Raw genomic sequence first — 24,096 nt, 5'->3', positions numbered from 1 at the left:
TAGGGGAGAACTAGAAAAACTTAGTTCAGGCCGACCGGGAAGACACCGGCGGTCGGAGTGTAGCTGCAGTTGGTCGGACCAGGCTCTTCCTGAGTGGTGATACCGCCCTGCATGACAGCGATGACCACGCCCTTGCCCGTGTCAGCGGTGCCGTTGACAGCGCCCGGGCCCTCCTCGGCGTTGATGCCGTTGTTCTCCAGGGTGGTCTTGCCGTACTTGCCGTTAGCAACGTTGACCCAGTAGACATTCATCTCTGTGTCCTGCTGCTTAGCCAGCTGCTTGGTGCCCAGGCCAGTGAAAATGAAGCCAAGCTGGTTTTCTGGAACACCTGGCAGAGGCAGGTCTGCCGGGCCCGGAACGGTAGTGGCCAGGCCGAAGGAACGACCTTCGCCGCCGATGCACTTGTCGGCAACAGTAGGCAGCAGGAACTGGTTGGTCTTCGGGGCACCTTCCGGAACCTTGAAGCCCGGCTCGCCCTCGCCCTCACCAGTCAGGAAGTCAATTCCCTTGTTCAGTGCGCTGGAAATTTCCTCAGGAACGCCTGGGGAGTTAATGATGTCGCGCGCGTTGCCGTAGAGATTCGGCGAAGCGATGTTCAGGGAGTCCAGCGACGGGGAAGCAGAAGCGGCGGGAGTCATGCCCGCAGTGAGAATTGCAGCTGCACCCAAGGTCGCTGCGGCACGGCGCAGGAAGGAGCGTCCAGTCGAAACCACGGTGAAGAACCTCTCATTCGTGGGCTATTGGAGTCGGAATCAAAATTTCGGAATCGTTGCTCATCTTAGAACGACTCCAACGTGAAATGGAAAGATTTGAAAAAGAAATGTTCAGAATCTTCTCAGGAGATTAACGCACGGATTCCCGTGTGTCGCAAGTTAATTAGAGTGATTTTTGATGTAGAACGAGATGATTGTGAAAATTGAGGCGAAATGTGTATGTATGGGGTTAATGGTGTTTCGCAGTGTGTAAGCGGGTGAAGTCAAGTCTCATCCCGTGGGGTTACAACTATGGCATTTGGTCACATCTATCACATGGTGGGCTGAGAGATTGCCGTCGTGAAGCGTTGTGGCGCTGGCGGATATGCCGTTATGGCTGTCGGTAAAGCGGGGGTGCAGTAAGGGGGTAATTTATCCCTAAGGGTGGCGCGGCAGTGCCACTTTGCATGACGGATAGGTGCTCGGGGTTGCGAGAATCTCTGCCAGATGTGCAGGGGCATTAAGAAGGAGTACACTGTAGAACGCTTTATTACGCGTTGATGCGGGGCGTTAAAGGCAGTCGTAAAGACAGTCCTTTAGAGCAAGGCCGTATCTTTTTCTTTTAGTCCTCTTAGCTTGTTAGGAGCTATCCGCCTGTGAGCGATACCGAGTTCCGTAATGTCGCCATTGTCGCACACGTCGACCATGGCAAGACCACTCTCGTGAACGCCATGCTGGAGCAGTCCGGCGTTTTCAGCGACCACGAAGAAGTTGCAGACCGAGTGATGGACTCTGGTGACCTTGAAAAGGAAAAGGGCATCACCATCTTGGCGAAGAACACCGCTATTCGCCGAAAAGGTGAGGGCAAGAACGGCGAAGACCTCATCATCAACGTCATTGACACCCCTGGTCACGCCGACTTTGGTGGCGAGGTGGAGCGCGCACTGTCCATGGTTGACGGCGTCGTGCTGTTGATCGACTCCTCTGAAGGTCCGCTGCCGCAGACCCGCTTCGTCCTGGGCAAGGCGCTTGCTGCCTGCATGCCGGTGATTATTGTGGTCAATAAGACTGACCGCCCAGATGCGCGTATCGACGAGGTTGTCGAGGAAGCACAGGATCTGCTGCTAGAGCTAGCCTCCACCCTGGAAGACCCGGAAGCTGCAGAGGTCGCTGAGCGCAACCTTGAGCTGCCGGTTCTCTATGCCTCTGGTCGTGCCGGTAAGGCTTCGACCGAGAACCCGGGTAACGGCAACCTGCCGGAGTCCGAGAACCTGCAGCCGCTGTTCGACGTCATCACCGAGGTGCTCCCGGAGCCGTCCGCTGAGATCGATGCCCCGCTGCAGGCGCAGGTGACCAACCTGGACTCCAGCTCCTTCCTTGGTCGAATTGGTCTGATTCGTATCCACAAGGGCCGTATCCGCAAGGGACAGCAGATTTCGTGGATTCACTACGATTCCGAGGGCAATGAGCATGTCAAGAACGCGAAGGTTGCAGAGCTGCTGCGTACCGTCGGCGTGACCCGCGTTCCTGCTGAAGAGGCCATTGCAGGTGACATCGCCGCTATCTCCGGTATCGACGAGGTCATGATCGGTGACTCTCTCTGTGATGTCGAGCACCCGGACCCGCTGCCGCGCATCCTGGTCGATGAGCCGGCTATTTCCATGACCATCGGTGTGAACACCTCGCCACTGGCAGGCCAGGGGGGTGGCGATAAGCTGACTGCTCGTATGGTCAAGGCCCGCCTGGACCAGGAGCTGATTGGTAACGTCTCACTGCGCGTGCTGCCGACCGAGCGCCCGGATGCCTGGGAGGTGCAGGGCCGTGGTGAAATGGCGCTGTCCGTTCTGGTTGAAACTATGCGTCGTGAGGGCTTTGAGCTGACCGTCGGTAAGCCGCAGGTTGTTACCAAGACCGTCGACGGCAAGGTTCAGGAGCCGTACGAGCACCTGACCATCGATGTTCCAGAAGAGCACCTGGGTGCTGTCACTCAGCTGATGGCGGCTCGTAAGGGGCGCATGGAGCAGATGGGTAACCAGGGCACCGGTTGGGTGCGCATGGAGTTCCTCATTCCGTCCCGCGGTCTGATTGGCTTCCGCACTACTTTCATGACGGAGACCAAGGGCACCGGTATCGCCAATCACTACTCGGCCGGTTACGGCGAGTGGGCAGGCGAGATTAAGGATCGTCCGACAGGATCGTTGGTCGCTGACCGTACTGGCCAGATCACCGCTTACGCGCTGATTCAGCTTTCTGACCGCGGTACCTTCTTCGTCGAGCCGGGTGACCAGGCTTACGAGGGCATGGTCGTTGGCCAGAATCCGCGTGATGAGGACATGGACATCAACATCACCAAGGAAAAGAAGCTGACCAATATGCGCGCAGCCTCGGCTGATGCGACCGTGACTCTGGAGAAGGCGCACAAGCTTTCCCTCGATGAGGCTATGGAGTTCTGTGGCGCTGACGAATGTGTTGAGGTCACCCCGGAGGGCATTCGCGTACGCAAGCAGATCCTCAGCGCCACCGATCGCGCTCGCGCTCGTTCCCGCGCGAAGGCCATGAATAAGAAGTAATTCGGGTTGCTAGGGGACTGGGCCACCTGAAAACCAGTCTCGGGGTAACTGACTCGGCCAGGTGTCGAGTAATCTCGTGGATGTGTTTATTCGCAGCCGTCGTCACGCAGCTTCTCGTCGATTTTTCGTAGCATCGACACTCTGCGTGACGGCGGCTTTGGCGTCTTCGTGCATGGCTCGCCCGTCGGACGCTCCGACTGTGCCCGGGCAGCAGGAAGTGCCGGTGCAGCAGGAAGACACCGCTGACCAGGCTAAAAAGATGCGTGAAGTCACGGTCGGTGTCGACGAGTTTGTCGAAGGCTTCAATCCGCATTTGCTTGCCGACGTCTCCCCGGTGACCAGCCTGGTAGCGCGACTGACACTGCCTAGTGTTTTCACCCCTGCGCCGGTAGAGGGCGAGGCTGGTGACGCTAGTGCCTCCGCGCAAGCTCCCGGAGTGGTGGATAACGCTGCCAACGCTCGCTCGGCAGGAGCTCCCCAGTGGCTGCTCAACTCCGACTTGCTGGATTCCGTGCAGGTCATCGAGAGTGATGACAGCAAAGACGGTGACGCCAGAAACGGAGCTGGAAACGGAAAAGCGGCCGATGTTGACATCACGGATCCGACGGTAGCGGCAGAGCATGTCCGCTACCGCATTCGAAAAGGGGCGCAGTGGAGCGATGGCACGCCAATCAGTGGCGAGGACTTCCGCTACCTATTTTCCCAAGTCACGTCCACGCCAGGATCGCTGGATACGGCGACTTATGAGCTGATTAAATCCATTGATGTCTCCGATGGTGGCCGTCAGATTGACGTGACGTTCACTCAGCCGATTACGCATTGGCAGCGCCTGTTTGCACATCTCTTGCCAGCGCATTTGATGCGGTCGAACACTGATGGTTTTTCCGAAGGGCTGGCCAGCCGTTTCCCGGCCTCCGGTGGGCAGTACACCGTCGAGTCGATGGATGTCGGCCGCAACATCATTCGACTGGTTCGAAATGACCGCTACTGGGGTGAGCAGCCAGCAGCCTCGGAGGTTATTACGCTGCGTGCCATGCGTAGTGCCATCGATGGTGCGGAGCAACTGCGTTCGAAGCAGATCCATGCCGTGCAGGTCCGTCCGACGGAGACCTCTGAGCTGACGTACGGTCTGGTCCCCGGTGTTGCTGAGTTCTTCCATGAGCCGAACCGGGAACTGGTTTTCAGTACCAATCTCGCGTCGAGCAGGCTTGCCGACGAATCCGTCCGCCGGGCCATTCTGAGCACCATCAACGTTGCAGAGGTCTCAGAGGTGGCCACCGGGCGCCGAATTGCGGGTGGTTCTGGTGACGGTGGTGACCAGGAGCGATTCGAGACACCACAGGCTGGTTTTACTGAGGACAATCCGCTACGAATTGGCATCATCAGCGACGGTATAGCGGCACGCGCTGCGGCTTTTGCGGTCGCTGACCAGTTGACTGCAGCTGGTATCCCCGCCACCGTTGTTTCGTATTCTCCGGCGGACATGCTGCGGTCTTCGTTGCCCTACGGAACTGTCGATGCCGTGGTGGCATGGGCAGAGCAGCCCAATTCTGTCCAGGCGGCCCGGGAACGCTATGTGTGTACGGAAGGCTCGGTCAGTTCGCTGCCGCCGAAGGACCTGGACGAAGCGGGCGCAGAGTCGGCTGCTGAGTCTGAGTCCGAGTCTGATTCTGAGCTCGTCGATAGTTCGACAAGGCCTGCGCCAAGTGGAGATCGGGAAAAGAGTGCTGAAGAGCAGGGCTCGTTGGACGGGACAACACCATCTGAACAGTCCAAATCTTCTACCTCAGCGGAGCCGGCTGACCTAAATGGAGTACCAGTTGCTCCGAAATCGGCTGCTCGGAGCGAGAATCTCTCCGGTCTTTGTGACCCACAGATTGATGAGCTGCTCGCTCCCGACAGTTCTGCGTTGCCCGCTGAACTCGCCGATATCATTGCTGGCCACAGTATCGAGCTGACCTTGGTGAAAGACGGCTTGCTGACGGTGGTCAGCCCGGAAATTACAATTACCGGGAGGAGGGACTCTTCGCAGTGGACCGATGACCCAGTGTTGGGCCGCCTCGGTGTTCTGGGCGAGGTTCGCCGTGTCTCGACACAGAGTGGGGCTCGAGAATCGTCTGAGAATTCTCAGACGAGAGATAATCCGCGCGAAGATACAGAGCAGGACGGTTCGGGTCAGAACCAAGATGGCCGCGATAACATCGACCAGGAGAACAAGGGGAAGTAAGAAAGTCCGTGAAGTTACTTTTTGTTCACGCACATCCAGATGACGAGTCCATTTGGACAGGTGGTTTGATTGCGGCTGCCGCGCGTTCCGGAGCGTCGGTAAGCGTAGTGACCTGCACGATGGGCGAGCTGGGAGAGGTCATCGGTGCGCCGTACCAGGGGCTAGTTGCTGATGAAGCCGACCAGTTGGGCGGTTTCCGCGTCGCCGAGTTGCGCTCGGCGCTGCGTGCGTTAGGCGCCAACGGTCCTGATAACGCGCCGCGGTTCCTCGGCGGCGCTGGACGTTGGCGTGACTCCGGGATGGCCGGTGACAAGGGCAATGAGCATCCGCGTGCCTTCGTGAACTCAGGTGATGAGGCGGTCGCCCAGCTTCGCACCATCCTCGATGAGCTGCAGCCAGACCTGGTCATTACCTACGACGCCGATGGTGGCTATGGGCATCCGGACCACATTCGTGCGCACGATATCACTGTCGCGGCGTGCGGAAATCGCTTTCCGACGCTGTGGGCGGTCACCGATCGTGAGGCAATGGCGGCGGGGCTGGATGCCATTACCGTGGTACCGGAGAGCTGGCAGTCGTGCGATGTCGACGACTTCGCCACCGTGACTGGCCATTTCGAGGTTCAGCTGGATGACGCCGCTGTGGCTGCCAAGGTTGAGGCCATGCGCGCGCATGCGACGCAGGTGTGGTTCGCCGATGGTTCCGTCAGCGAGGTTAATCCGGATGCTGTCTATGGGCAGACCGATGGCTCTGGTCGTGCGCGAGCCGTCTGGGCGTTTTCCAATTTGCTGTGTCAGCCGGTGGCACCGACTGAGGCATACCGTTTTGGTACGGCGACCGCTGCGTCCCTGGAAGAGCTGGGGGAGCTGGTGAATATCCAATTACCGCCAGAGCCGGTAGCGAGCGTCGACTCTGTACCGAGCGTGGATCTGGAAGCGGAGGGGAGTGCGGACGATGAGTAACCCTCAGCCTCACGAAAGCGAAGACTTGATTAACGCTGCTGGCGGAAAGTTGAAGAACGAGCGCTTGAGTATTGAAAAGCGCACATTCGGGGATGAGCGCTATTGGGGTGACCCGGAACGTTCGCAGCCACGCGAGAACTTCCATCAGGGGGAGGTCACAGTAGCGCTAGTCTGGCTGTCGCTGGCTGCGTTGGCAGCGTTGGTGATTGAAGTAGTTTTCCTCGGAGTGTGGATTACCATCGGCTCGGTTGCTATTCCGTTGCCGTGGACCATTCCGCTGGCCTATATTGCCAATCTGATTATCACCAACACAGCGTTGCTGTGGACACGCGATCGCTCCAAAGCTGCAATTCCGACTGTCATCTGGGTGCTGGGCTTTGCAGGCATTCTGCTGTGGGCAGTGCTGCCCTTCGGTGGGGACTTGGCAATGGGGCAGTGGTTGCGAACAGTGCTGCTGCTTGTTTGCGGTGTGCTGGGCGGTGCCTGGCCACTGCGCCATCTGCGGGCACTCTAGCGAAAACCGCAGCGGATACTGCAGGAGACGGTGAGGAATTGATACAGGGCAGGCCCGCATCAATGTGGCTCTTTCTGGAGCCAGTTGAAAACAACACCCACGTTGGGTGTAGACTCCAATCTGAATATACCGCTCTGTCTATTTTGCTCTGTTTCTCGTCGGAACGGCATAATCGACAGATAGCGAAAGCCTCATCCCATATCTTGTGAGAAAGGTTCTTAAACCTAAAACCATGACTTACATCATTGCCCAGCCATGTGTTGACGTCCTCGACCGTGCCTGTGTTGAAGAGTGCCCGGTTGACTGCATTTACGAGGGCAAGCGCATGCTCTACATTCATCCTGATGAGTGCGTGGACTGTGGCGCTTGTGAACCGGTCTGCCCAGTCGAGGCCATCTTCTACGAGGACGATGTTCCGGATGAGTGGGTTGAATTCATCGATGCGAATGTCGACTGGTTCGATGAGTTGGGTTCCCCGGGTGGTGCCGCCAAGCTCGGCCCCCAGGACTTCGATGTGCCATTCGTGGCAGCTCTGCCGCCGCAGGCAGAAGAATAAAACCACAGATGATTAAACCTATTTCTTTTCCCGGGAAGGACTTCATCACCGCCCATGTCAGCTGCCCGTAAGCGCGTAACTCCCGGTTCTCTTTTGCCTCAGTTTCCGTGGGATTCTCTCACGCAGGCGAAAGCCACTGCGGCTGCGCATGAAGAGGGCATGGTCAATCTCTCGGTCGGCACACCGGTCGATGAAGTCGCTCCGATAATTCGGAAGGGCCTTACCGAAGGTGCTGCCGCACCGGGTTACCCTCAGACCGTCGGCACGCCTGAGCTACGTGCTGCGATTGTTGCAGCGATGGCGCGGCGCTACGGCGTGACGGGACTGGAGTCAGCGGTCAATGGCGGCAATGTGCTTCCGGTCATCGGCACCAAGGAAGCGATTGGCTGGCTTCCCTTCCTCCTCGGCGTAGGCGCGGGGCACACCGTCGTCATCCCCGAGCTGGCATATCCCACCTACGAGGTCGGCGTTCGCATCGCAGGCGCTGAGCTGCTGCGTGCGGACTCGCTGACGCAAATCGGCCCCGCCTCGCCGACGCTGATGTTCATCAATTCCCCGGGCAACCCCAACGGCAAGGTCCTCGGTGTTGAACACCTGCGCAAGGTGGTTGAGTGGGCGCGTGCTCGGGACGTCGTTGTCGCCTCTGACGAGTGCTACCTGGGGCTCGGTTGGACTGAACAGCCAGTCAGTATTCTCGACCCGCGAGTGTGCGACGGTGATTTCACCAACCTGCTGGCTATTCACTCGCTGTCCAAGACGTCGAACATGGCGTCGTACCGCACCGGCTGGTTCGCTGGCGACGCGGACCTCATCGCCGAGCTGGTTTCCGTGCGCCGTCACATGGGGCTGATGATGCCGGGACCCATCCAGCACGCCACGATCGCCGCGCTTAACGACGACTCCCACGAGGCCGAACAAAAGCAGCGATACTGTGACCGCCGTGAGATTCTGCATGATGCACTGGTAGCCGCAGGTTTTCGTATCGATGACTCCGAGGGCGGGCTCTATCTGTGGGCTACGCGCGGGGAAGACTGCTGGCAGACCGTTGATTGGCTGGCCGAACGCGGCATTTTGGTCGCGCCGGGTAGCTTCTACGGCCCCAAGGGTGCGCAGCACGTGCGGGTGGGGCTCACAGCAACGCTCAACGACATCGAAGTGGCGGCGGCGCGTATTCGCGGCTAGCCCCGGCCAGATGTGCTGGCCCGCGTAGGCCGAATGCTGCAAACGGTGCCGACATCGGCATAGACCAAATCATGAAAAAGGGAGTGTGCCGTGGGACGTGCCGCAGGCAATCGAGATGCGTGGTGGGGCCTTGAGAAGAACCGTCAGGCAGCGCAAGTCGATGCCGCCGCTCACGAGCGCGAGGAGTACATCCCCTTTGAGCCGGCAATCGTGGCCGACACCGATGAGTTTCTGGTCGTAGACAAGCCACCTTTTCTGCCGGCGACTCCCAATGGCCGCATCGTGGCCAATACCGTGCAGGAGCGACTGCGACGTAGTCTCGGGGAACCGGAGATAGTGGCCGTTCACCGCCTGGATCTTCTGACCAGTGGGCTGCTGTTGCTTTCCCGGAATCCGGCTACCCGTGCGCGCTACCAGCAGCTTTTCCAAAACCAGGAAATCACCAAAGAATACGAATGCCTCACCGTGATGCCCGATGATTGGCATGTGGGGGAAACCAGGGATGTCACGCTTCTGCTCGATCCCAACCCGGCGGGGCGCGGAGTAAAAGTCGTGGAGACCGACGATTTCGCTCGCGCTGCCGCGAAGAATCCCAAGTTCAAGCTCGCACGCACAACCGTGACCTTCCTCGGCCGAGTAGCCGCGGACATCGGCGATGTGCTGGCGAACAGCCATGGCGGTGGTGCGACCAGCACCAGCATTCCGCTGCACGCAGTCGGCTGTGGTTGTGGGCATTGCGGCAGCCGCATGCAGGTGGGGCACTGGCGGCTACAGCCCCATACGGGCCGCACGCATCAGCTGCGGGCGACGATGGACTGGCTAGGCTATCCCATCCTCGGTGAGGATACCTATGGCCGGGAAGCGGGGGCGCAGGGGCCGTCGGCAAGCGCGAGTGGAGTGCCAAAGTACACGCCGCAGTTGCGATTGACGGCGACCGCGCTGGCCTTTGTCGACCCCGTCACTGGTGAGCGACGTGCCTACCGGAGCGCGCGGACTATCGCGGCCCCGGCAGACGTGCCGACGACCCCTTAGTTAGCGTGCAGCTCCGCGCTGAGCTTCACCTTTTCGGCAGCCCACGGCACAACCTCGACTGCACCAGAGAGCGAGTTGCGGCGGAAGAGCATATTCGATCCGCCCGAGAGCTCGCGGGCCTTGAGCGTCTTCTTCACACCGTCTAGGGCAACGTGGCACTTGGTGCCGGCAGTGATGTAGAGCCCGGCTTCGAGTACGCAGTCATCGCCGAGCGAGATGCCGAGTCCAGCGTTCGCACCGAGTAGGCATCGCTTGCCGACGGACACAACTTCCTTACCTCCACCGGATAGTGTGCCCATGATGGACGCCCCACCGCCGATATCGGAGCCGTCGTCGACGACGACCCCCTGAGAGATACGGCCTTCCACCATGGAGTGTCCAAGCGTGCCTGCGTTGAAGTTGACGAAGCCCTCGTGCATGACTGTGGTGCCCTCTGCGAGGTGGGCGCCTAGGCGTACGCGGTCAGCGTCACCGATGCGGACTCCGGTGGGAGTGACGTAGTCGACCATGCGGGGGAATTTATCGATGGAGTAGACGGTGACAGGCCCGCGGCGCGACAGCTTGGCTCGGGTTACCTCGAAGCCTTCGACAGCACAGGGGCCAAAATTCGTCCACACCACATTGTTGAGCTTGCCGAAGATGCCGTCCAGGTTGATGCTGTTGGGGGTGGCCAGGCGGTGGGACAGCAAATGGAGGCGCAGGTAGGCATCGATGGTGTCAACTGGTGCGTCATCGAGTGAAGCGATGGTAGCTGTGACCAGATGGCGGGTGGTGCCGCGGTCCGCATCGGCTACGGCCAGATCTGTGAGGTAGGTGAAATCTTCAGGCAGTGCGTCGGCGTCGATGGTTCCGGTCGTGGTGGAGGTTGCCACGCCCTCTTCGATGAGCTTGGGGGCGGGGAACCAGACGTCGAGAACAGTATCGTTGTTAAAAGTGGCAATGCCGGTAGCTTGTGCTCCAAATTTCATGGAAAACAGGCTACCGGCATATCCCTATCTATGAAAAGTGTTCCGCAAATGTGTAGCAAGGAAGTGTTCGGATAGGGGTAGCAGGGTGGTTAGACCCTGCAGCCAGTTGCTAACGGCTAGTTGCTATCGCTGGACTCGAGAGCCTCGCGGGCCGCGGTGCGGCTCTTCTTAGTCAGTGCAGCGAGCACCGCGAGGAACGCAGTGACACACACAACGGCGATAACCTGCTGGCGAGCACCAGAATCGGTGAGCATGCCAACAGCGAGGCCCAGAATCAGGATGACCGCTACCCAGGACAGTGCCGGGTAGGCCCACATGCGAACGGAAAGCTCGTTGTTGGCCTCCATCTGCGGGCGCAGCTTAATCTCAGACAGGGCGATGACCAGCCAGATCACCAGCAAGCAGCCGCCGACAGCGTTCAGTAGGAAGACCAGGACACTCGAGCCGTCGAAGACAACCTGCAGGCCCACGGAGACGAAGGCGAAGACCATCGACATGATGACCGCACGGTTCGGAACTGCGCCCTCATTGGTGTGGGCGAAGAAGCGCGGTGCCTCACCGCGGGTGGACATCGAGTAGACCAGGCGAGAGGTTGCGTAAATCTGAGCGTTGAACGCGGACAGCAGCGCCAGAACGATAATGGCCTCCATGAAGCCAACGGCACCCGGAATGTTCGCCTGCTTCAGAACCTGGGTGAACGGCGACTCAGCTGCGGAGTCAGCGCCGTCAATCTGGGAGTACGGCAACAGCAGGATGATGACGGTCACGCAGCCCAGGTAGAACACAGAGATGCGGAAGATTACCGAGCGGACAGCAGCAGCGATGGAGCGCTGCGGATCTTCAGCCTCAGCAGCGGCAATTGTGACAATCTCGATACCGCCGAAGGCGAAGGCCACGGCCAACAGACCAGCGGCAATGCCGGACACGCCATTCGGGAGGAATCCGGACTCGGCAATATGCGTCGTACCGACGAAGCTGGTGCCTGGCAGCAGACCGAAGAAAAGAAGAACGCCAATGACCAGGAACGCGATAATCACCGCGACCTTGATGAACGCGAACCAGAACTCAAACTCGCCGAAACCGCGCACATTCGCCAAATTCACTACAGCGAAGAAGACAACACAGATCAGGCCTGGAATCCAGCCCGGAATACCGAACCACGCACCCATGATGGCACCGGCACCGGTAATTTCAGCGCCGAGCACCATGATGAGCATGAACCAGTAGAGCCAGCCGAGGACAAAGCCAGCCGAAGAACCAAAGGCCATCTCAGCATAGGTGGAGAAGCTACCCGGTGTCGGGCGGGCAGCGGCCATCTCGCCGAGCATCTGCATGACGAGGACGACAATGAAGCCAGCGATGACATAGGAAATGAGAACACCCGGGCCAGCTGCCTTAATGCCGACGCCCGTACCAAGGAAAAGACCGGCACCGATTGCGGAGCCAAGACCCATCATGGTCAGGTGTCGAACCTGCAGCCCCTTGCCCAGCTGAGATGTCTCGCCGGAGGTGGAGGTAATTTGCGATTCGGTCATGTCGCAAACATTACCTCGCTGATAACAGGGGCAATAACCGTATTACGGGTTTACCCCCATTCACCGTTTCGGGGCCCATTAATGTGCCTTCAAGACACCTAAAGTAGGTTATCCGGCCAGCTCATCCGGCACGTCGGCAAGCTGAGTGAAAGTAGCGGCACCTTCGTCATTGCCCGGGCGTTCCGTGCGGCGGACGCACACTGCCGAGTGGTCCGGGTGATGGTAGAAGTGCATATTGTTGCGGCCGGAGATTTCCCATGCCTGAATACGGCGGTTCTCCGCGGGGACATCGATGGGCGTATCGGGGGCAATGAGGATGCTTCGGTCAATAATGCAGTCATTACCGAGGCTGACGCCGACGGTGCCGGCCGCGATATCGATGTGGCAGCGCTCGCCAACCGTGAGCGGCTTACGCTGACCGGAATCGTCGTGAGCGGCAATGATGGAGGCCGACAGCCCCACCTTCGTGTGCGCACCAATGACAACACCGGAGGATAGACGTCCCTCAATCTTGCATGGGCCCAGAGTGCCCGAGTTCAGCGAGACAAATCCCTCGCGCAGTACTGACGTACCCGGTGCCAGATAAGCGCCCAACCGCACGCGCTCGGCCTCTGCAATGCGGACACCTGCGGGCAGCACATAGTCGACCATGCGCGGCATGCGGTCGATGGCGTAGACGTGAATCAGGCCGCGGACGCGCAAGTGGGTACGCAGTTGCTCGAAGTTGTCCGGCAGGCATGGCCCCTTGTTGGTCCACGCCACGACATGGAGCAGCTCGTAGAGCCCCTTGGTGTTGAGCTGGTGCGGCTTGACCAAGCGGTGGGAGAGCAGATGCAGGCGCAGGTAGGCATCGTGCGGGTCGACAGCCGGCTTGGACAAATCCTCAATAGACGTGCGCACTGCCACCTGCTCCACGCGGCGATCCTCGTCCAAAATCACCTGACGAAGCAGCTGCGGGGTCAAATCAGCGGCGCCGAGCCGGTGAGTGCTCGACTCTACGACCTCATCGCTTAACTGAGGTGCGGGAAACCAAGTATCGAGAACTGTACCGTCCATTGCGATGTTGGCGATTCCCGTAGCGACAGCACCAGATGTAATCATGATTCTTAATATTAGTATCCCTTAGAGGAATCTTCGCGGAAGGATGAACTATGCCCCTAGCTGGCCTTGAAAGCACACAGAAAATGAAGCAGTGGTTCTTAGTTAGCCTCATCATTGCTGTCAGTGTGCTCGGACTCGGCTTCGTCCTGGCCCTGCCGGTGGTCTTCTATGTCGGATTCGCACTGTTGAGTGCTTGGATTCTTGCCGTAGCCAGCTTCTTTGGTTTCGTTTTGCCGCCGCGAGCAATGCCAATTGGCGCAGTCGGTGTGGTGATTGCCGCAGTGGTTGCGCTCATCGCGCCGAACCGTCTGGTGCTGGTCATCGCAGTTGCCATCGCAGTGGGGCTCGGTGGTGGCATGATCGCCCGTCTTCTGCTGGAGCGCAAGAACCGCGATCAGCAGGCACGCATCGACGCTCTGCCGATGTGGGAGCGCGATGAGCTGGGCGATGTCGCCGAAACGCTTCGTCCTGCTTATCGACGAGACATCGATCCCACTCCAGTGCAGCTGCCACATGCAACGGCCAAGATTGTCGCGGCCGTCTGCAAGCCGTTGGCCGGTTCTACAGTGATTGTCAGCACGAATGAGCTGCGTCCGGTGATTGCGGTCTATGGCTCCCGTGTGGCTGTGGTCTATGGACCCGGCGCGGGGGTTGTCGAGGAAGAAAGCGGCAACGGAGAGGTGACCGATAATGCGGGGGAGGAGCGGGCGCTGGGGTCGTCGGCAAGCGAAACTCCGGAGGAAATCATTGCTCAAACTCTCCCGGAAGGAGCGAAAACCCTGGTCTTTGAGGTGGCTGATGGGCTTAAGCGTCCGGCGGAGGGGAGAATTGGTGTGACCTCCGCCGAACCGCATGAGCTGGCGCTGTTCCTCGGCGGTGGCGCGCCTGCCAATGGGGATGCGATCAATGGTCGTGCGGCGCATATTCATCACAAAATTCTGGTTTCGCTGGCGCACAATGGTTTGTACGCTTAATTGATGTGAAATCGAAGTTAAATCTGCTCCAAGATCCTGTAGACCTCACGGCGGCACTGGTGGACATCGAATCGGTGTCCCACAATGAGACCGCGATTGCGGATGCCGTCGAGGTGGCATTGCGTGAGGTCGCGCAGGCAGATGAGTCGATTGAGGTCCTGCGCATCGATAACAACGTGATTGCACGGACTCATCGTGGATTGCCGCAGCGTGTGATTCTGGCCGGACACCTGGATACGGTGCCGACTGCGGACAATGTGCCTTCGACGCGTGGGGTAGACGCGCAGGGAAGAGACACGCTCTTTGGCTGCGGAACTGTGGATATGAAAAGCGGGGACGCGGTCTATCTGCATGCTTTTGCGACGCTAGCGGCAAGCCAGGAGCTGCAGCGCGACCTGACGCTCATCATGTACGAATGCGAAGAGATCGCCGCGGAGTTCAACGGGTTGCGGCACTTGAGTGAGTCGCATCCGGAGCTTCTGACTGGCGATGTCGCTCTGTTGGGCGAGCCCAGCGGCAATGTCATCGAAGCCGGTTGTCAGGGCTCTATTCGCCTGCGTTTGACCGCTCACGGCACACGTGCGCACTCGGCTCGGGCGTGGCTCGGCGACAATGCCGTGCACAAGTTAGCGCCGGTGCTGTCGAGGATTGCCGCCTATGAGCCGCAGACTGTGGACATCGACGGGTTGGCCTACCGCGAAGGGCTCAACGTCGTCTGGCTGGAGGCCGGGGTTGCTACCAATACGCTTCCCGACGAGGCGGTGCTGCGAGTCAACTTCCGATTCGCGCCCAACCGCAGCGCCGATGAGGCCATGGCGCACTTCCGAGAGGTGCTTGGACTCGACGAGTTCGCGCCCGAGGACCTCACCGTCGATGTCGAGGATGTGAGCCCTGGGGCGCTGCCTGGACTGCATGCGGCGGCTGCGAAGGAGTTGGTTGCGGTCGCAGGCGACGTCGTAAAGCCCAAGTTTGGGTGGACCGATGTGGCGCGTTTTTCGGCGCTCGGCATTCCTGCGGTGAACTTTGGCCCGGGTGACCCGGCGTACTGCCACAAGAAGGATGAGCAGATTCCGGTCGAGTGCATAACGGCACTGTGGGAGGATGTGCGGCGGTACTTGACCACCGCGCCGGTGGCTGAGTGAGCCTAGAATCACACCCCACCCTCGCCGAGCGGGTGCGCGTATGTCATTGCTGGCATACATTGTGAGGTTATGAAACCTGTACGTACTCCGTCCCCAGCTAAGCGCCGTGCACTCCGCGGCCCAATCGCGATTCGACAGGCGGGCGAACCGCAGGCGTCTACGACCGACCGCAGGCTGTTGTCACACAATCCGAACACGGACTGGCTGCACAACGATACCTGGCGTGTGCTGCGCATTCAGTCGGAGTTCGTTGACGGCTTTGGTGCGTTGGCGGAGATTCCGCCGGCGGTGACGGTATATGGTTCGGCACGTCTGCCAGAGGATAGCCCTTACTACCAGTGGGGCTTCGACCTGGGCAAGGCGCTGGCGGAGGCGGGTTACGCGACCATCACCGGTGGCGGCCCGGGCATCATGGAAGCCGCCAACCGCGGCTGCTACGACGCCGACGGCCTGTCCATTGGGTTGGGCATTGAGCTGCCGCACGAGCAGCACTTGAATGACTGGGTCGACCTGGGCATGAACTTCCGCTACTTCTTCGTGCGGAAGACCATGTTCCTGAAGTACTCGCAGGCGTTTATTTGCCTGCCGGGCGGTTTCGGCACTCTCGATGAACTCTTTGAGTCACTGGTGATGGTTCAGACCGAGAAGGTGGAAAATCACCCAATCGTGCTGCTCGGCACTGAGTTCTGGTCGGGGCTGGTTGATTGGATGCGTGAGAAACTAGTGGCCATGGAGCTGATTTCTCCGACTGATATGGACCTTTTCCTGGTCACCGACTCCATTGACGAAGCGGTCGAGTACATCGAGGCCGCGCACGAAAAGCTGTTGGAAGAGTGTGAGCCGACCTCTGACGTTTCCGAAAAGCTCCGCCGAGTCCGTCGCTTCAGCGAGAGGTAAGACGCTGTGTGGAGTTTTTATCAGGACTCCGCGGTGCCGACGGTGATGGCCATCGTCAATCGCACCCCGGATTCCTTCTATGACCGTGGCGCGACGGCTGCGGAGGAGGCTGCGCTTGCTCGCGTCGACGAAGTTGTTGCGGCAGGCGCGGGCATTGTCGACATCGGCGGCGTCAAGGCCGGTATCGGTGCAGAAGTAACTGTTGCCGAGGAGATCGAGCGTGTGGTGCCGACCATCGCGAAGGTTCGCGAGCGCTATCCTGACCTGCACATCAGCGTCGACACCTGGCGCGCCGAAGTCGGGGAAGCCGCCATCAAAGCTGGCGCTAACCTCATCAACGACACTTGGGCAGGCCATGACCCGGAGCTGCTGGAAGTCGCGGGCGCCCACGGGATGGGTTACGTTTGCTCGCACACCGGTGGAGCACTGCCACGCACCAATCCGGTTCGCGTGCGTTACGACGACGTCGTGGACGATGTCATCTCAGAAACCGGCAAGCTCGCCCAGAGGGCAGTGGACGCTGGCGTGCCGGAGGACCGCATCCTTATTGATCCCACCCACGACTTTGGCAAGAACACCTACCACGGCCTCGAGCTTCTGCGGCGCTGCAATGAGCTCGTGGCTACAGGCTGGCCGGTGCTCATGGCGCTGTCGAATAAGGACTTCGTCGGTGAGACTTTGGACCGCCCTGTCGAGCAGCGTGTGCCCGGCACCTTGGCTGCGACCGCCCATGCGGCAGCTGCCGGTGTTGCGGTGTTCCGTTCGCATCAGGTGTCCGAAACTCTTGATGTTTGCCGTATGACTCTGGCTATTTCCGGTGATTTTGCGCCACTGCATCCGGTGCGTGGGCTGGTGTAAGGGGCGTAGTTTGAGGCGCTTCACCCATGCCGCTGCGTGAAACAAAGGACTATGATGAAGAGAAGTAGTCGAAAAAGCCGACCGGGATTCTAAACCGGGATTTTAAACCGGGGTCTTAGACCGAGGTCTTGAACCGGGATTGTCAATCTCCCGGCTACCACAGCTGAGCTGGGGTAGCTGGTCGTCTCCTGCATCGACATTGTCTTAGAACGAAGGAGTTCACATGGCAGCAATGAAGCCGCGTACCGGTGATGGTCCGCTGGAGGCAGTCAAAGAGGGCAAGAAGATTGTGATGCGCGTCCCCGCAGATGGTGGTGGGCGCCTGGTGGTGGAACTCTCCCCAGAGGAGGCCAAGGAGCTCGGCGCAGAGCTCGTAGCAGTAGTGGAGTAGCGGGGTAGTGCCCGGGTAGCGGGGTAGCGGCCGGGCTTGTCCGGTTTTGACCCAGGGGCGACCTACACAAGTAGTGTAGGTCGCCTTTTCTTTTTCAGGTGATCACGGCTCGAATGAGGGTTTATGAACAAAAAATACGGGCTGCAAATGTGAAACTGTGCGAGTTTATGACACTTTCAAGCCAGTTTTCGGGCACTTTTTGTCATAAACGTAGTCAGTAACTCGCATTGGAGTTACTTGGCTGAGCTCGACACGGGCTAAGATAGTGAAAATTATTTTTCTAGCTCAGTTTGAGGAGTGACCGACGTGCTAGCTGACATCATTGATGTGCTTGCTGACCCCATCGATGGCACTGATTTGAAGTTTGGTGATGCCGAACGAATGACTCTGAAGTCCGAATCCGGACATAGCTATGATGTCGCCCGCCAGGGTTACGTTACGCTCGCCGGTGGGGCTGGCCTGCGCTACACCGGCGATGACGCCAAGATGATTACCGCCCGCGAGGAGTTCCTCTCTGGTGGCCACTATGCTCCATTCGTTGAGGCAGTTACAGGCAACGTCCAGGACGTGCTTGACGACGCCAACGTGTCCGAGGCCGTCAGCCCAGTCATCTGCGAAGTCGGTGCGGGCACTGGTTATTACCTCGCACACACGCTGGACAGCATTCCCAATTCCCGGGGCGTGGGCATCGACGTCTCAGTGCCGGCCGCCAAGCACCTGGCCAAGAGTCACCCGCGGCTCGGTGCGGTTGTGGCCGATGCGTGGGCGCGTCTGCCGCTGCGTGATGGCTCCATCGATGCGCTTACAGTCGTCTTCGCACCTCGCAACGCGGAGGAGTTCGCTCGCGTGCTCAAGCCGGGCGGCCAGGTTGTGGTTCTGACTGCCACCACTGGTCACTTGGGTGAGCTTCGTGAGCCACTGGGCATCATTGATGTCGAGCGCGGCAAGGTCGAGCGCATGATTTCCCAGGCAGAGGGGCACCTCGTGCCTGTTGGCGACCCGGAGCTGGTGGAGTTCGGTATGAACCTCAACCAGGGTGCAATCGCCGCACAGATCGGTATGAGCCCGTCGGCACGCCATATTCACCCGGAGGTGCTGCAGGAACGCATTGCGGCGCTACCTGCAGAGATGCACGTCACCGCCCGTGCCTACGTCACTCGTCTTGGCCGCCCGGGAGACTAGCGTTTACTCCTTGACCTCGGTTTTGTGAATCTGCTCGTCCAGGTCTTCCGGATCCAGGTCAGCATCCGAGAATTCCGCCGTTAGCGGAAGGCGAAGCTGCAGGTCAGTGCCCGGGCACAACTCGATAGTGCCCGAGCGCAGCTTAAAGTCCAGCACATGCCCGCCGCCGGTGCCGCCTTCCGCAAGGAAGTGCACGTGACAGCCGGGCACCGAAATTCCCTTCTCGTACACCGGCGTGCGGAAGCCCGCAATCGTGCCCCGCAGGTTCTCGAAATCAACCGACGCGTCTTCTTCCGTCGCATCAACCATCTTCTGATACGGCTTTTCCTGCTTTACGACGGTTCGAGTCTTCACCCACTCAAATTCGCCGGTAATCCGCAGTGCGTACATAAAGTTTTGGCTCGGCACCAGGGAATCGATGATGGGGCTAATTTCCTTGCGAGTCAGGTTTTCCGGCGCATCCATCACCGTGTGGGGAACGAAGTTGGTGACCACCGTGTAGGGGCTGCGCTGATCCATGGTGGCCCGGGTCGCGGAGCCGTCGTGACGCACCTGCCAGCAGACACCGTCGAGGATTACCATTTCGCCATCGAGACCGTCGAAGGTGCCGATGCCGAAGTTTCCATGACCAAGGATTTCGCCAATGGTCATCTCGCCGTCGTAGATGCCATCGAGCAGTGCGGACATCAGTGAGTTTTGGAAAATTGTGTGTCGGACCGTTGGAAAATTCTCGTGAGTGGTCATGGAAGCCATTATATTCCCGATATTTGTAGCCCAAGCTGAGGTGGGTTTTCGGTCCGATGGTGTGGGAGGACCCTGCGGCACGAAAAACGCCCTGCGGAAGAATCCACAGGGCGTTATTTGGTGAATCGAGCGGTTGGTTCTACTTCGGCTGGATGGTGACTGACACGTGGTCAGCAGTGGAGACGATATGAACCGTCTGGCCATCGGCAGCGACAGTGGCGTGGCCACCCTCGACATTCACTGTGAACCCATTCGGGAAGTTGATTGAGGGCACAACGAGCTCGCTGGTGGAACCAGGTGCGAAAACTCCGGTGCCGTCGACGCGGCTATTGTTCCAGCTGGCCTTGTAGACACGGGTGTCGCGGTTCCAGTCAGTAGCCTGCGGGGTGCCTGCGACCGCTCGCAGGTGTGGAGCGGCGAGAATGGTCATCTTGTCGCGGTTGAAGGCATCGGCACCTACAGGTCCTGGAACCTTCGGGTCGAAGACCATGCCCTGTTCCTTCTGATTCTGCGTCGTCGGGTCGTCGCATCCACAGTAGGACCAGTACTGCCAGCCGACCATGTGGCGCCGGGCAAGCGAAATTACGCCATTGAGGGTATCGGCATCGTCGGTGGCGCCGAACTCGGAAAGCAGTGTGGCCGAGCCGTTACCGGATGAGACGATTTCCGCATTGTCGAAGGTACGACCATCGAAGAAATCACAGCCCGTGTAGGTGTTGAACAGGGCATTCGTGGTGCAGTAGACATGCCAGCTGAGAGCCGTACCAGCGGTTTCAGGAACCTCCGGGGCTGCCGGATTCGTGTTCAATCCGGTGTTCCACATGGAGTAGGGCTCGTAGTGGACAATAGCGTCCGGGTCCTTGTTGACAATCTGATTGGCAGCCTTCTGGTGCAGTTCATCGAGCTTTTCCTTAGCCGGGCCGCAGTCGCCGAGAGCCAGATAGCACAGTGGGTATGCCGAGCCTGGCCACGGTTCATTAATGATGTCGTAGCCCATCAGTCCCGGCATGTCGCCAAGGCGTTTGGCGACATGGCCCCACATGGCTGCGTAACGCTCCTGCAACCCAACACCGCCCGGCCCTTCGCGGTTATTCAGGAAGTTGTCGTATGCCCTAATGAGGCCGATATTGAGGGCCTGGTTAGCGGGGAAGCCAACCTTCAAGAGGCTGGGAACGCCGTCGTCAATGACAGCCCAATCCGGGGCAAATTCGCCTTCGAACTTCTCGTTGTACATGTCCTGGTGGGCATCGACCAAGACCGCGATTCCACGCTCAGTGAGCATGGAGATAGTGCGGGCAATGGAATCCAGGTATTTGTCGTTGTACTTGCCGGGCTTTGGCTCTACTGCTTTCCAGATAATGCCGACTCGCATGGAGTCGAAGCCCTGCTGCACGAGCCAGTCAGCATCGTCCTCGTTAAAGCCTCCGGCCTCTGGGGTGTAAGGATCGTGCTTGTAGACGATGTTCGACCCCTGAGTGAGGAAAGCACGGCCATCACCGTCGGTAAACCAGCGACCGGACTGTCCAAGGGGACCACGCTCGGTGATGGTAGCGGTACTAGGGGATGGGGCTACTTCTGTAGCGAGCGCCTGATGCGGTAGTGCACCCGCTAGCGCTATGGCAATGGCGGCACCAACTGCTGCCACCTTCTTAGTGAATCTCATACTCAGGATGCTATTGACCAGTAATGATAAATTCAGCCAAAACTCAAATTAGGTTTAGAAAAGTGGGCAAGGGCATAAGTAAATGTCCTGAACGGGGTTAGTAAAAAGGCTAAGAAAGGCCCACCGCTTCCTTCTCGGAAGCGATGGGCCTTATGAGGAGACTCCGTCCACCGCGCATCCGTGGCGTCTCGCAGACAGCCAGCTACATCAAAGACTTATAAACCTCAACGGTCTGCTGAGCGATGTTCTCCCAGCTAAACACATCTTCAGCACGCTTCTTACCCGCCTGGCCAATCTTGGTAGCGCGGTCGCGGTCGGCGACCATGTTGTTAACCGCGGCAGCGATTCCACGCTCGAAGCCCTCCGGATCAGACTCGTCGTAGTGAACCAAAGTGCCGGTTTCGCCATCGACGACAACCTCCGGAATGCCGCCGACATCAGAGGCGACAACGGCGGTGCCACAGGCCATAGCCTCAAGGTTAACGATGCCCAGCGGCTCGTAGATGGACGGACAGACGAACGAATCCGCGGCTGTCAGGATCTCCTGGATCTTCTCCTTCGGCAGCATGTCCTGCACCCAGAAAATGCCATCGCGCTTCTCCTGGAGGTCATGGACGAGCTGCTCAGTCTCCTTCGCGATTTCCGGGGTGTCCGGAGCGCCGGCGCACAGAACGAGCTGCACACCGTCGTCGAAAAGCGATGCGGCCTTGACCAGGTGAGCGACACCCTTCTGACGGGTGATGCGGCCGACGAACGCGACCATCGGGCGAGACGGGTCAACGCCGAGCTCCTCCAGGACAGACCAGCCGTTCTGTTCCTTGGACTCTTCCCACGTCGGGCGCGGGTGCCACAGCTCGGTGTCGATACCGTTCAGGACAACGTGAACCTTGTCGGGGGAGATACGCGGGTAGGCGTCCAGGATGGCGTCCTTCATGCGCGCGGAAACAGCAATGACAGCGTCTGCGTACTCCATAGCATTGCGCTCGGACCAGCTGGAAACGTCGTAACCGCCGCCGAGCTGCTCGCGCTTCCACGGGCGGTGCGGCTCCAGTGAGTGCGCGGTGGCCACATGCGGAATGCCCTTGAGTAGACCGGTGAGGTGACCGCCCAGGCCTGAGTACCAGGTGTGAGAGTGGACGACATCAATGTCGGTTGCCGCGGCGGCATTGGCCATGCGCAACCCCGTGGACAGCGTCTTAATCGAGGCGTTGGCATCCTTCAGCTCCGGGTCAACGCCGTGGACATATACATCCGCCTCATCGCGAGGAGCACCCATGCAGTGCACATCGACGTCAACGCCGTCGAGGCCGCGCATGAAACGAGTCAGTTCAGTTACGTGAACACCTGCTCCGCCGTAAATCTCCGGAGGGTATTCCTTGGTCATCATGGCAACACGCATAGTTCCAGCGTAACCAGATTTGACAATTTCCGTCGCTTGATATGCCTGGGTGTGGGTAGCGGGGAGGGGAGACTGGCAGCGAGGAACGTAAATCGCATATAGGTTGGTTGGTGTGAGGAGTCAACCACATGTTTTGTCCATTGTCCTTGCCGGTGGCGAAGGCAAGCGTCTCTTCCCGCTGACGGAAGACCGCGCTAAGCCCGCCGTGCCTTTCGGCGGTAGCTATCGGCTTATCGACTTCGTGCTGTCGAACCTGGTCAACGCAGGTTTCTTGAAGATCTGTGTGCTGACCCAGTACAAGTCCCACTCGCTCGACCGTCACATTTCGCAGGCGTGGCAGTTGTCCGGCATCACCGGCCAGTACGTCACCCCGGTGCCGGCTCAGCAGCGTCTGGGTAAGCGCTGGTTCACCGGTTCGGCGGACGCGATCCTGCAGTCGCTGAACTTGGTTTATGACGAGGATCCGGAGTACGTCATCGTCTTCGGTGCCGACCACGTCTATCGCATGGATCCGCAGCAGATGCTGGAGGCCCACATCGAGTCTGGCGCTGGCGTGACCGTCGCTGGTATCCGCGTCCCGCGTTCTGAGGCTAGCGCATTCGGTGTCATCGATGCCGATGACAACAACCGAATCACCGAGTTCCTGGAGAAGCCGGCTGATCCGCCCGGCACCCCGGATGACCCGAACTCGACGTTCGCGTCGATGGGTAACTACATCTTCACTACCTCCGCGCTTATCGACGCTATTAAGCGTGACTCGGAAGATGAAAACTCCGACCATGACATGGGCGGAAACATCATTCCGATGCTGGTAGAGGAGGGCGAAGCTTTCGTCTGGGACTTCAAGGACAGCTACGTTCCGGGTGAGACCGAACGTGACAAGGGCTACTGGCGTGATGTCGGTACCATCGATGCCTTCTACGAGGCCAACATGGACCTGATTTCCGTCCACCCGGTGTTTAACCTCTACAACAAGAAGTGGCCAATCCACACCTTCTCGGAGGAGAACCTGCCTCCGGCCAAGTTTGTCCAGGGCGGTATTGCTCAGGCTTCGATGGTCGGGGCCGGTTCGATCGTCTCCGGTGGTACGGTCCGCAACTCGGTGATTAGCACCAACGTTGTGGTAGAGGACGGCGCGACGGTGGAGGGTTCGGTTCTCTTCCCAGGCGTTCGCGTTGGCCGCGGGGCAGTGGTTCGCCACGCGATTTTGGACAAGAACGTTGTAGTTTCCGATGGCGCCATTATCGGTGTCGATCCGGAGAAGGACGCAGAGCGCTTCAAGGTCAGCGCTGGTGGCGTTGTGGCCGTTGGTAAGAACCAGGTTATCTAGACTGTCTGAGTCCGACCGGCTGCAAAAGGCACGTACCGTGGGGTACGTGCCTTTTCTCCTTTAACCCTTTTTGCTGCCTAGTTGCTACCTAGCCCAAAACCGGCAACCCCAAAAATCACGGGCTTCGCATGTGAATACGGGCTGCAAATGTGAAACTGTGTGAGTTTATGACACTTT

21 protein-coding genes are annotated in these 24,096 nt (G+C 59.2%); 14 read left to right on the top strand and 7 right to left on the bottom strand.

Going from position 1 to position 24,096, the window contains the following annotated elements; all coding sequences use genetic code 11:
* Positions 1-20: 20 nt before the first annotated feature.
* On the bottom strand, positions 21-713 hold the full coding sequence (locus tag HMPREF3130_RS05940; RefSeq protein WP_016422388.1) for an Rv1157c family protein: 693 nt from the start codon (positions 711-713) through the stop codon (positions 21-23).
* 635 nt (positions 714-1,348) lie between these two features.
* On the opposite strand from HMPREF3130_RS05940, the gene typA reads away from it, so the two are divergent.
* The 7 genes from typA to HMPREF3130_RS05905 all read left to right on the top strand — a co-directional run bounded on the left by typA (position 1,349) and on the right by HMPREF3130_RS05905 (position 9,735).
* Complete coding sequence (gene typA / locus HMPREF3130_RS05935; protein WP_070429521.1) at positions 1,349-3,262, top strand: translational GTPase TypA; 1,914 nt, start codon at positions 1,349-1,351, stop codon at positions 3,260-3,262.
* An 82-nt stretch (positions 3,263-3,344) separates the two neighbouring features.
* Positions 3,345-5,489, top strand: coding sequence for an ABC transporter family substrate-binding protein (locus tag HMPREF3130_RS05930; RefSeq protein ID WP_069358856.1), 2,145 nt, complete (start codon positions 3,345-3,347; stop codon positions 5,487-5,489).
* An 8-nt stretch (positions 5,490-5,497) separates the two neighbouring features.
* Complete coding sequence (gene mshB, locus HMPREF3130_RS05925) at positions 5,498-6,451, top strand: N-acetyl-1-D-myo-inositol-2-amino-2-deoxy-alpha-D-glucopyranoside deacetylase (protein WP_070429519.1); 954 nt, start codon at positions 5,498-5,500, stop codon at positions 6,449-6,451.
* Entirely contained in the window at positions 6,444-6,965 is a 522-nt protein-coding gene (locus tag HMPREF3130_RS05920) for a hypothetical protein (RefSeq protein ID WP_069358854.1), read from the top strand. Before mshB ends, HMPREF3130_RS05920 begins: the two co-directional genes overlap by 8 nt.
* A 232-nt stretch (positions 6,966-7,197) precedes the next feature.
* Positions 7,198-7,521 (top strand): ferredoxin, encoded by a 324-nt coding sequence (gene fdxA / locus HMPREF3130_RS05915; protein ID WP_069358853.1) that lies wholly within the window; start codon positions 7,198-7,200, stop codon positions 7,519-7,521.
* 54 nt (positions 7,522-7,575) lie between these two features.
* Positions 7,576-8,703, top strand: a complete 1,128-nt coding sequence (dapC, locus tag HMPREF3130_RS05910) for a succinyldiaminopimelate transaminase (RefSeq protein ID WP_069358852.1) — start codon at positions 7,576-7,578, stop codon at positions 8,701-8,703.
* Positions 8,704-8,793: 90 nt separating this feature from the next.
* On the top strand, positions 8,794-9,735 hold the full coding sequence (locus tag HMPREF3130_RS05905; RefSeq protein WP_069358851.1) for a pseudouridine synthase: 942 nt from the start codon (positions 8,794-8,796) through the stop codon (positions 9,733-9,735).
* On the opposite strand, the gene dapD is transcribed toward HMPREF3130_RS05905, so the two are convergent.
* From dapD to HMPREF3130_RS05890, 3 genes are all read right to left on the bottom strand, one after another.
* The gene (gene dapD, locus HMPREF3130_RS05900) at positions 9,732-10,703 is read right to left on the bottom strand and encodes a 2,3,4,5-tetrahydropyridine-2,6-dicarboxylate N-succinyltransferase (protein WP_049190052.1); all 972 of its coding nucleotides are present in this window, start codon (positions 10,701-10,703) and stop codon (positions 9,732-9,734) included. The two genes, HMPREF3130_RS05905 and dapD, sit on opposite strands and share 4 nt — an antisense overlap.
* Before the next feature lie 116 nt (positions 10,704-10,819).
* Positions 10,820-12,223, bottom strand: coding sequence for an amino acid permease (locus tag HMPREF3130_RS05895; RefSeq protein ID WP_172954637.1), 1,404 nt, complete (start codon positions 12,221-12,223; stop codon positions 10,820-10,822).
* Between the two features lie 123 nt (positions 12,224-12,346).
* Complete coding sequence (locus tag HMPREF3130_RS05890; protein ID WP_038628339.1) at positions 12,347-13,339, bottom strand: 2,3,4,5-tetrahydropyridine-2,6-dicarboxylate N-succinyltransferase; 993 nt, start codon at positions 13,337-13,339, stop codon at positions 12,347-12,349.
* An 83-nt stretch (positions 13,340-13,422) separates the two neighbouring features.
* On the opposite strand from HMPREF3130_RS05890, the gene HMPREF3130_RS05885 reads away from it, so the two are divergent.
* From HMPREF3130_RS05885 to HMPREF3130_RS05860, 6 genes are all read left to right on the top strand, one after another.
* Entirely contained in the window at positions 13,423-14,313 is an 891-nt protein-coding gene (locus HMPREF3130_RS05885) for a hypothetical protein (protein WP_242451379.1), read from the top strand.
* A 5-nt stretch (positions 14,314-14,318) separates the two neighbouring features.
* Positions 14,319-15,455: a succinyl-diaminopimelate desuccinylase gene (gene dapE / locus HMPREF3130_RS05880; RefSeq protein WP_070429516.1), complete on the top strand. Its 1,137-nt coding sequence runs from the start codon at positions 14,319-14,321 to the stop codon at positions 15,453-15,455.
* 69 nt (positions 15,456-15,524) lie between these two features.
* Positions 15,525-16,352: an LOG family protein gene (locus tag HMPREF3130_RS05875; protein ID WP_070429515.1), complete on the top strand. Its 828-nt coding sequence runs from the start codon at positions 15,525-15,527 to the stop codon at positions 16,350-16,352.
* 45 nt (positions 16,353-16,397) lie between these two features.
* Positions 16,398-17,210, top strand: a complete 813-nt coding sequence (gene folP / locus HMPREF3130_RS05870; RefSeq protein ID WP_048732864.1) for a dihydropteroate synthase — start codon at positions 16,398-16,400, stop codon at positions 17,208-17,210.
* Positions 17,211-17,433: 223 nt separating this feature from the next.
* Positions 17,434-17,601 carry a DUF3117 domain-containing protein gene (locus tag HMPREF3130_RS05865; protein ID WP_005509573.1) on the top strand — a complete coding sequence of 56 codons (168 nt, stop codon included), beginning with the start codon at positions 17,434-17,436 and terminating at the stop codon, positions 17,599-17,601.
* A 306-nt stretch (positions 17,602-17,907) separates the two neighbouring features.
* Positions 17,908-18,783, top strand: coding sequence for a methyltransferase domain-containing protein (locus HMPREF3130_RS05860; RefSeq protein ID WP_070429534.1), 876 nt, complete (start codon positions 17,908-17,910; stop codon positions 18,781-18,783).
* 3 nt (positions 18,784-18,786) lie between these two features.
* On the opposite strand, the gene budA is transcribed toward HMPREF3130_RS05860, so the two are convergent.
* The 3 genes from budA to glgA all read right to left on the bottom strand — a co-directional run bounded on the left by budA (position 18,787) and on the right by glgA (position 22,589).
* Positions 18,787-19,536, bottom strand: a complete 750-nt coding sequence (budA, locus tag HMPREF3130_RS05855) for an acetolactate decarboxylase (protein WP_080969585.1) — start codon at positions 19,534-19,536, stop codon at positions 18,787-18,789.
* A 130-nt stretch (positions 19,537-19,666) separates the two neighbouring features.
* Entirely contained in the window at positions 19,667-21,190 is a 1,524-nt protein-coding gene (locus HMPREF3130_RS05850; RefSeq protein ID WP_070429514.1) for a glycoside hydrolase family 5 protein, read from the bottom strand.
* Positions 21,191-21,392: 202 nt separating this feature from the next.
* Positions 21,393-22,589: a glycogen synthase gene (gene glgA, locus HMPREF3130_RS05845; protein ID WP_049190040.1), complete on the bottom strand. Its 1,197-nt coding sequence runs from the start codon at positions 22,587-22,589 to the stop codon at positions 21,393-21,395.
* Positions 22,590-22,701: 112 nt separating this feature from the next.
* Here glgA and glgC point away from each other — a divergent pair, with 112 nt between their 5' ends.
* Entirely contained in the window at positions 22,702-23,919 is a 1,218-nt protein-coding gene (gene glgC / locus HMPREF3130_RS05840) for a glucose-1-phosphate adenylyltransferase (protein ID WP_042388575.1), read from the top strand.
* Positions 23,920-24,096: the final 177 nt, after the last annotated feature.

The organism is Corynebacterium sp. HMSC14B06 (assembly GCF_001807075.1).
Taxonomy (GTDB): domain Bacteria; phylum Actinomycetota; class Actinomycetes; order Mycobacteriales; family Mycobacteriaceae; genus Corynebacterium; species Corynebacterium jeikeium_D.
This window is presented reverse-complemented; position numbering and strand designations above follow the sequence as displayed.